The 2150-nt window shown below is 61.9% G+C and carries 2 protein-coding genes; both read right to left on the reverse strand.

Annotated features, from left to right (window positions below; translation table 11 throughout):
• Window positions 1-1967: RHS repeat-associated core domain-containing protein (locus ACIOZM_RS31765; protein ID WP_401221626.1), on the reverse strand; the 1967-nt coding region annotated here is incomplete at its 3' end.
• Window positions 1967-2150 (reverse strand): hypothetical protein (locus ACIOZM_RS31770; RefSeq protein WP_401221629.1); only part of this gene is annotated, 184 nt, incomplete at its 5' end. The genes ACIOZM_RS31765 and ACIOZM_RS31770, both read right to left, overlap by 1 nt.

Consider the following 2150-nt stretch of genomic DNA (forward strand, 5'->3'; position numbering starts at 1 on the left):
GGATCCGGATTGATCCAGCGCCCCAGCCACGGTGCGTAATAGCGAAAACCGTAGTAATACAACCCGGTCGCATCGCGCTCCTTGCCCGAATAACGCACAAACTTGTACTTCGTCTCGCTGGCGTTCTTGCCCGACCACACCGCCGTCCCGCCAAACGGGTAATACTCCTCCCGGGTCAGCACATCCGCGTTTTGATCCAGTTCGAGCACACTCGAGCCGATCTGGTTGTCCAGGCTACCGCGCAGTTGATCATTGGGGATGTCAGCGGGTTTGCCCGTAACCCAGTGCAACAGACGCATCTGCTGGCGGCCGGCGCCGCCCAGGCTCAGCACGTGCACCTCCTCCTCGGTGGAGGTGCTGGTGCCTTGCTTGCTCTGGGTTCGACGCACCTCCAAACCGGGTAAATAGATCACTTGCGCACGACGGGTCGTGCCACTGGTCTGGCTCACTGTGGTCTTGCGCACCCGGGCGCCGCTGCCATCGTATTGGTAATGCTCTTCGTCATCATCGGGCCCGTTGCGTTTGACCTGGGTGACCCGCTGCAATTGGTTGCGCCCATCCCAGAGCAGTGGTTGGCCTGCCACCAGCTGCTTGAGATTGCCGGCGGTATCGAACTGCCCCTCGACATCGGCGGACGTCAGGAACTGGGTCTGTTGCACCGCTCGGTTGGAGGTGCTGGACACCTGCATGTCCAGGGTGTAAGTGCGGCTACCGACATGCCGTATCTGAGTCAGGTTAGCGCCGCGGTCATACTGGTACTGGCGGGTGTAGTTGCTGTACTGGTTCGGGTCGGTCGTGCTTGCGACCGGCAAGTCCGGGCCTTGCTGGCTTGCCCCGACATTCTCCCGGCCGCTGGCCGAGCGCAGTTGGTACAGCGCATCGTACTGGTAGCTGTTGCTCGGTTCGATCTGCTGATTGCTGGCGTAACGGGTGTCGATCGCGGCATCCCGGATCGCCAGGATGTTGCCGACCGGATCGTAGGTGTAATTCAAGTCCTGCAACAGCGTGCTGCGCCCGCCCTGTGCCGGGCGCGTGGTGAGCAGCCGGTTCAGGCGCAAGGTCTGCGGTTCATAGGTGTAGGCGCTGACCACGCCATTGCTGGCTTCTTCACGCAGCACCTGGCCACCGGCACTGTAAGTGATCGACGTCAGGATGGGCCGCTCGGTGACCTGCCCCGCGAGCGTCAATCCACTGCGGGCCAATTGGCCGGCCACGTCGAGGTACTGACGCTGCTGATTGCCCTTGGCATCGACACTGTTCAGCACCTCGCCCAGGGCGTTGTAGCCCATGCCAGTGGCATACCGCTCAGGCCCCAGCAGCGCTGGCCACTGGGTCTCGCTGGCTGACCAATCGCTGAAGGCGGCGTCATCTTGCAGCAACTGGCGAATCGTCTGCAGGGGCGGGCCGGTGACGCTGTATCGAATCACCTCGTTGAGTCCGGCGGTGTCATAGTGGCGAACCAGTTGCCCGCGGCTGTTGGCCTGTACGGCGTTGGCCTGGGGCTCGCCATAGACATAACGCTCGCTGACCCGTTCACTGGCCGCGGCGCCGTCGCGTTCAAACACCCCATTCACCCGGTGCAGCGCATCGTAGGTGAAGCGCTTCAGGAAACCCCGGTTGTTTTCCTGCCAGACCGGCGCACCCTCCACGTCATGCAGCGTGACGTGACGGCCGGCATCCTGACTCTGGCTTTGCAAGACCTTGCCGGACAACGAGTTTTGGTAGCGAAAGTTCGGCAGGACCGTAGGATTGCTCTGCTGTGCGCTGTACAACCGAGGGTCCAGACTACTCAGCAACTGGCCGAGGGCGTTGTACTGTTGCCGGGTCACCAGCTCATTGGCCGCCTCATCGACGGCGTTACGGTTGTACTGCAATGTGCGGACGGACAAACCCCGGTTGTCGATGACCGACACGGTGGGGGTACCCCGGCACAGTTGTGCCGTGGTCAGGTTAGACGCTGTGCTCATTATCGGTTCCCCTGTGCGGGCTGAGTGCTATTCATGACGTCTTGCAGCGTGTCGTTTTCATCTTCAGCGACGGTGAACCAGGGGTAAAAGCGCGTACGTCGCCAGTAGCCGAGCGCCGTCATGACCTGATACTCACGGCCCACCGGGTCGTAATAATGCGTATCGGCATAGCCCCACTGCCGA

This window comes from Pseudomonas sp. NPDC087346, from assembly GCF_044744235.1.
Lineage (GTDB): Bacteria > Pseudomonadota > Gammaproteobacteria > Pseudomonadales > Pseudomonadaceae > Aquipseudomonas.